The sequence below is a fragment of the Exiguobacterium sp. A1_3_1 genome (assembly GCF_048985645.1).
Lineage (GTDB): Bacteria > Bacillota > Bacilli > Exiguobacteriales > Exiguobacteriaceae > Exiguobacterium_A > Exiguobacterium_A indicum.
Window position 1 is genome coordinate 1 of the sequence record NZ_WBYY01000182.1, and the last position, 6341, is coordinate 6341.

9 protein-coding genes are annotated in these 6341 nt (G+C 47.3%); all 9 read right to left on the reverse strand.

Translation table 11 applies throughout. The features are described 5' to 3' along the window. Positions 1 to 657: 16S rRNA (cytidine(1402)-2'-O)-methyltransferase (gene rsmI / locus F8N00_RS15330; protein ID WP_421018513.1), on the reverse strand; the 657-nt coding region annotated here is incomplete at its 3' end. After that, entirely contained in the window at positions 654 to 908 is a 255-nt protein-coding gene (locus F8N00_RS15335) for a GIY-YIG nuclease family protein (protein ID WP_058266114.1), read from the reverse strand. The genes rsmI and F8N00_RS15335, both read right to left, overlap by 4 nt. Further along, positions 901 to 1638: a tRNA1(Val) (adenine(37)-N6)-methyltransferase gene (locus F8N00_RS15340; RefSeq protein WP_023466526.1), complete on the reverse strand. Its 738-nt coding sequence runs from the start codon at positions 1636 to 1638 to the stop codon at positions 901 to 903. Before F8N00_RS15340 ends, F8N00_RS15335 begins: the two co-directional genes overlap by 8 nt. Before the next feature lie 51 nt (positions 1639 to 1689). Next, positions 1690 to 2040, reverse strand: a complete 351-nt coding sequence (yabA, locus tag F8N00_RS15345; protein ID WP_119182633.1) for a DNA replication initiation control protein YabA — start codon at positions 2038 to 2040, stop codon at positions 1690 to 1692. An 8-nt stretch (positions 2041 to 2048) separates the two neighbouring features. Further along, complete coding sequence (locus F8N00_RS15350; protein WP_421018514.1) at positions 2049 to 2879, reverse strand: PSP1 domain-containing protein; 831 nt, start codon at positions 2877 to 2879, stop codon at positions 2049 to 2051. A gap of 6 nt (positions 2880 to 2885) precedes the next feature. Continuing rightward, entirely contained in the window at positions 2886 to 3878 is a 993-nt protein-coding gene (locus F8N00_RS15355) for a DNA polymerase (RefSeq protein ID WP_050677360.1), read from the reverse strand. Next, positions 3878 to 4207 (reverse strand): cyclic-di-AMP receptor, encoded by a 330-nt coding sequence (locus F8N00_RS15360; protein ID WP_023466519.1) that lies wholly within the window; start codon positions 4205 to 4207, stop codon positions 3878 to 3880. Before F8N00_RS15360 ends, F8N00_RS15355 begins: the two co-directional genes overlap by 1 nt. Beyond that, on the reverse strand, positions 4204 to 4842 hold the full coding sequence (gene tmk / locus F8N00_RS15365) for a dTMP kinase (RefSeq protein ID WP_075643147.1): 639 nt from the start codon (positions 4840 to 4842) through the stop codon (positions 4204 to 4206). The genes F8N00_RS15360 and tmk overlap by 4 nt, the downstream gene beginning before the upstream one ends. After that, a complete protein-coding gene (locus F8N00_RS15370; protein ID WP_075643148.1) occupies positions 4839 to 6257 on the reverse strand; it encodes an aminotransferase class I/II-fold pyridoxal phosphate-dependent enzyme in 1419 nt (472 codons plus the stop codon). The genes tmk and F8N00_RS15370 overlap by 4 nt, the downstream gene beginning before the upstream one ends. Positions 6258 to 6341 lie beyond the last annotated feature (84 nt).

Below are 6341 nucleotides of genomic sequence, written 5' to 3' on the forward strand. Positions count from 1 at the left end.
GTCTTCTGCTGCCCAAGCACGTAATTCACTCACGCTCCCCCGAATGTATTCCTCATACCGTTTCGTTAGTTCCCGGGCTAACGTCACCTGACGATCACCGAGTACTTCCTCGATCCCTTGCAACATCTCTTTCAAACGATGTGGTGCTTCATAAAAGACGAGCGTTCCGGTTTCGTATTTCAATTGCTCCAACGCTTCGCGACGCTCTTTTTTCTTCCGTGGCAAAAAGCCGTAATATAAAAAGCGTTCCGTCGATAATCCGGACGCGACAAGAGCGGTCAATGCAGCGTTCGCACCCGGAAGAACGATGACAGGGATGTCTGCTGCAATCGCTTGGCGAATCAGATCGCTTCCCGGGTCCGAGATGCCAGGCATACCAGCGTCGGAGACGAGGGCAATTTGTTTTCCTGCCTCTAAATCAGCGAGGAGTCGTTCGCCGCTTGTTTGTTTATTGTGTTCATGGTAACTGACAAGCTTCGACTCAATCGAAAAGTGTCGAAACAGTTTCATCGTCTGCCGCGTATCTTCTGCTGCGACGATATCGGATTCCTGTAAGATCCGTACTGCCCGATATGTCATGTCTTCTAAATTGCCGATTGGTGTCGGGACGATATAGAGACCGGCTCCTTGCTGTTGATAGCTACTCGTCGCTTTCATGAGGTTCCTCCTTGAATCAACCGTTCTTTTTGTGAACGGGTTAATTGTTTAATCGCATATTCCCGCTTCATTGCCTCTGACTTCGTCGCAAAAGCTTCCTGATGAACGAGGACGACCGGTAGACGGGCACGTGTATACTTCGCACCCTTACCTGCGTTATGTGTCGCGATGCGTTGCGTGACGTCTACCGCGTAACCCGTATAATACGTATCATCTTGGCAACGAACGATATAGACTGCATGCTCAGACATCGAACAGTTCCTTCATCTGAGCCGCATACGAGTTGTCCGCCTCATAGACGATGAATGGGGGGAGCACCTTCAGTCCAGGTTTTGCATCCTTGATCCCCTCAATCAAGAGCATGTTTGCTTCCTTCCCTGCTTTCGGATAAATCAGCTGCATCCGTTTCGGTTCCAAGCGATACGTCCGCATCAAGGTGACGATATCGAGCAGTCGTTCCGGTCGATGAACGAACGCTGCTTTTCCGCCTTGTTTCAACAAATCAGATGCACCTCGAATACAGTCTTCAAGGGTACAGAGGACTTCGTGCCTTGCAATCGTATAATGTTCACTTTGGTTTTGGTTCGATGTCTCATTTGCTAAAAAATATGGCGGATTGCAGGTGACAGCATCATAGATGCCGTATCCAAGACGCGCTCCCGCCTCTTTGACGTCCCCTTCAATCATCTCAATCCGGTCGTTCAGTTCATTCAAGGTGACGCTCCGTCGTGCCATCTCCGCTAGTCGTGGCTGGATTTCAAGACCCGTGATCTGCCCTTTCGTCCGGTAGGATAAAAAGAGTGGAATTGCACCGTTTCCTGAACAGAGATCGGCAATCCGTCCCTGTTGAATCGGGACCCACGCAAATCGTGCGAGCAGTGCCGCGTCAAGTGAATACGAGAAGACGGATGGACTTTGAATGATTTTCCCTTCCTGTCCTAAGAGATAATCAAGTCGTTCGTCTGGTAATAGTTCAAACATGTCGTGCCTTCCTTTCCGAAAAAAAGACTGACTCATGTAGAAGTCAGCCTCTCAATGTTTCGTTAACATGGATAAGCAAAAGAGACAATCGCCGTCTTTTCGTACTTGTCCATAATGCAAGTTACAGATGTGGAACCCTTCCTGGTACAATCGCCCGAGATTATCGTAGCCCGCACCGACGCCTGCTTCCGCTTCTTCCGCTTCCGTGACCGGCTGTTGTTCATCGCGTTCGACTTTTTCTCGAAGATGATGATTCTCCAGGTACAGATGTTGGTTCTCTTCCATCATGTAAGCCAGCTGATCCTTTAACACGCTCAGATGCTCAGTCAGCAAATGAATCTGTTGCTCAATCGCATCGACACGCGTAATGATTTCTTTTTTATCGACTCTCTCCACGCGTATGCACCCCGTTATTCTTTTGGTCGTTTTGGTTTTACGGCACCAACGGATACTAGTTCTTCCATTGAATACGTCAAGACGCGGGAACGATCCTTCAGTTCGATTTGAACGACTTGATCGAGGATGTTCAAACCAACGACGCGTCCTTCGCCTTCAGGTACTGTCAAACGTTTTCCGTAGTCCGGCAAATCACGGCGCATTTCTTCATACGTATCGTTCTCGTATTTCAGGCAGCACATCAAACGACCACATACTCCTGAAATCTTCGTCGGATTCAACGACAGGTTTTGATCTTTTGCCATCTTGATCGAAACCGGTTCGAACTCACCGAGGAAAGATGAACAACATAAGACACGACCACACGGACCGATGCCTCCCAGTAACTTCGCTTCATCCCGAACACCGATTTGACGGAGTTCGATACGCGTCCGGAAGACCGCCGCTAAATCTTTGACGAGCTCACGGAAGTCAACACGTCCTTCTGCCGTGAAGTAGAAGATGACCTTATTGCGATCAAACGTGTACTCGACATCGACCAATTTCATATCGAGTTTATGTTCACGGATTTTTTCGACACATACCGCATGCGCATCAAGCGCTGCGACTTTATTTTCGCGGACGATCATTGCATCCTTATCGTCAGCAATCCGAAGAATGGATTTCAGTGGCAACACCACATCTTCTTCGTCCATTTGTTTATCGGCGATGACCACTTCGCCATATTCAATGCCCCGTACCGTCTCAACGATGACTGCTTGTCCTCGTGATAATGACTCTTGTCCAGGTGCAAAATAATAAATTTTGCCCGCTTCTTTAAAGCGAACGCCTACTACTTCTAGCATGTCGCTCTACCCTTTCTGTAAGTCAAACATGAGACGCTCAACTGTTAATTGGGGATTAACATTCGCTTCGACCCGTCTTACTGCGGCAAGCACAGCTTGCAACCAGCGGGTGATCGTCGTCTGGCTCTTGGACCCCATCTGTTCAAGTTGGGGTTTACTATTCGTATAGGTCATACCTTCCCACGCCGGATTCAGTTTCAGACGTAAGACATCCTCGAAGAAACAAGTGACGAGTTCAAGACCGATTCGGACATCCTGACGGTTTTTGAATTGTCCCATCCATTTCTCTTGTACGAACAGTGGTAAATCAGCCGGACGATTCGCTAATTCCTCCATCAATTGTAACACTGACGCTCGCGCATTTACAAACCAGTCTTCGAGTAATGCTTCTTCTGCATCCTCGACTTTTGGATAGACACGCGCTGCCAATTGCGTCAACTCGTGGTCCCGTCCCGTTTTTTCAGATAAAACCTCGCCAATCATTTGACGATCCGCCGGACGAAAACTTAATAACTGTCCCCGCGATCGAATCGTCGGTAAAAGGAGCTGGGGTTGATTCGTCAACAATAAAGCCACTTTTCCTTCTCCTGGTTCCTCAAAGAACTTCAGCAAACTGTTTGCTGCTTGGGGAGTCATCTTATGGGACTGGGTAATGACATAAATCTGACGATCACCTTCAAGTCCTCGGAGTGAGAGATCATGCATCAATTGTTGAATCTGTTCTTTTTTGATGGTCGCGCCATCTGGTTCGATTTCATAATAATCGACCAAGTTGCCACTTTCCATCCGCCGACAGCTACGACAGACACCACACGGCTCCACATCGACCGGTGCCTCACAAAAAAGGCTTTTCGCGAACAAGTGAGCCGCTTCAAGTAGAAGCGGCTCATAGTCTCCGGTGAAGATATAAGCGTGATTGATTCGATCGTTCCGTAACGAATTTTGAAGAATCGTCGAAATGACCGATTGTGTCTGTTCCAGTTCATGAAACGTCTGCATCAGAATTGATGAAACCCTTCGATTGGCAAGACGAAGACCGTTGCCCCGCCTACCTGGACTTCAACGGGATACGGGATATAAGAATCGGCATGACCACCCATTGGTGAGATTGGAGAAACCATCTGTTCGCGACTTGAACAGTTCTTTTTGATCAATCGCAACAAATCATCGAGACGCTCACTCTGTACACCAATCATGAACGTCGTGTTCCCCTCTTTAAGAAAACCACCTGTCGTTGCCAGTTTCGTTGCTCGGAAATCATGCTCGACAAGTGCTTCCGCCAAACGTAAGCTATCTTTATCTTGAACGATCGTAATGACCATTTTCATGAGAATCTCTCCTTTTCTTCTAAATAGGTAATGACATCTTCCACTAAGTCCTGATGAATCGCTTCAATCGATCGATTGGCCCGTACGATCTGCACCCGTTCCGGATCCGATGCTGCAATCTGTTGGAAACCTTCATAGACGCGGGCACGAAACGCATCATCTCGCTGCTCGATTCGATCAAGTGCTCCCCGGTCCATCATTCGTTTTTTAGAATCCGTTACCGTTAAATCAAATAAATACGTTCGGTCTGGCGCTAACCCACCTGTTGCAGAATCATTGATTTGACGCACGAGATCAATCGGATGTCCGAGACCATACCCTTGATACGCAAGTGACGCATCAACGAATCGGTCACATAAAACTATTGTGCCTGCCTCTAACGCCGGTCGAATCAATTCCTCGACATGCTGTGCACGAGACGCTGCATACAGCAGAATTTCCGTCATCTCTTTCATTTCTTCAAAATCAGGATTCAAAATCAACGAACGAATTTCGTTTCCAACGCGTGTGCCACCTGGCTCGCGGGTCGTCATGACGTTATAGCCCTTTTCTTTTAACACATCGCCAAGCAATTGTAGTTGTGTCGTTTTACCGGCACCATCTGGTCCTTCGACAGTAATGAACGTACCTTTCATTCTTCAAACCCTTCCTCTATGACGCGTAACGCTCCTCGTTGCAATTGTTCGCCCCCTTGCAAATGAACGGCTACGGTTTGATAATATCGTAAACGTAGTACCTGTTCCGCCGTAATGCGTTCGCCTCTGACGATCAACGGAATGCCTGGCGGGTATGGAATAATCGTTTCGAGTGAAACATGACCGATACACTCATCCAGCTGACGGAACATACCTGTTGCTTGTTCTAACTGTTCATAAGAACAAGCTAAAGCAGATACCTGTATTTTACCCATAATTGGTTGCTCGATATACCTTTTCAAAGGAATTCCTTCTGATTTCATCATTTGAATGGCTCGTTCGACACGGTGGACCCAGTCATTCTGCTCAGACTTTGTTAGCGGACGAAGTGGCAAAATACAGACGACGTGATCTCCTAGAGCAAATTCCGCATCGAGTTGAACAGCTCGTAACGCGTGCAACAACGCATCTCCTGAATATCCCTCATACGTTAATGTCATCCGCGACCAATCATCGAATCGCAGAACCGTCATATGATCGAACCGTTGAAGTGCTTCGATGAATACATCATGACTAGCTTGCACATCTGACATCCCTTTAACTGTCCATTGTTCACGATAGGAACGGGCGTAATCTAATGAAGCCAGGAGTAAATATGAAGGACTCGAAGTCTGAAACGCTTGAAGCGCTCGCTGTAACTTCCTTCTCATCTTTTCTGAAAATCGCTCATGCATCCATGCTCCCATTGTCAGTGCTGGAAGTGTTTTATGAGCAGACTGAACAACAGCGGTTGCTCCTAATTCAAATGCAGAGCGTACACCAAATGCTTCACCGAAGTGTGCGCCATGTGCTTCATCCACTAATAAAGGGAGTTCGTGCGACGCTGTGAGCTGAACGAGTGACGTGATATCAGCTGCTTCCCCGTAATAGGTCGGTGAAGTGATAAACACACCGACTCCTCCTGGATATTTCGTAAACGCTTCCTTTAATGTTTCACGTGAAACATGTCCACTGATTCCCGTTTCCTTATGGATGTCTGGTTCAAGAAAGATCGGTTCGATTCCTAACCATTCTAGTGCATTAAACACGGATTTATGCGAATTACGCTGTACATAAACACGCTCTCCTCTTGCTGCTGTAGCGGCAAGCATCGCCCAGTTTCCAACGGTCGAACCATTCACAAGGAAATGACTCGCTTTTGCACCGTAGACTTTTTGCAACAAAGCTATCGCGTCAGCAATAGCCTCTTCCGGATGATGAAAATCATCTAGACCAGGTAATTCTGTGACGTCCCATTTAAAGAAGTCAGGAAGAGGCGTCAATGTCCCATTCTTATGACCAGGAACATGCCATGAGATGGGCGATCGATCTAAATGACGTTGAAGTGCATGTACAATAGGAAGTTCGTGTTTCATGAAAAAACTCCTTTTCCTCTAAAATGATTACACAAAAAGACCGACCTGCAATCTGCAGATCGGTCAAGTGCCTGGCAACGTCCT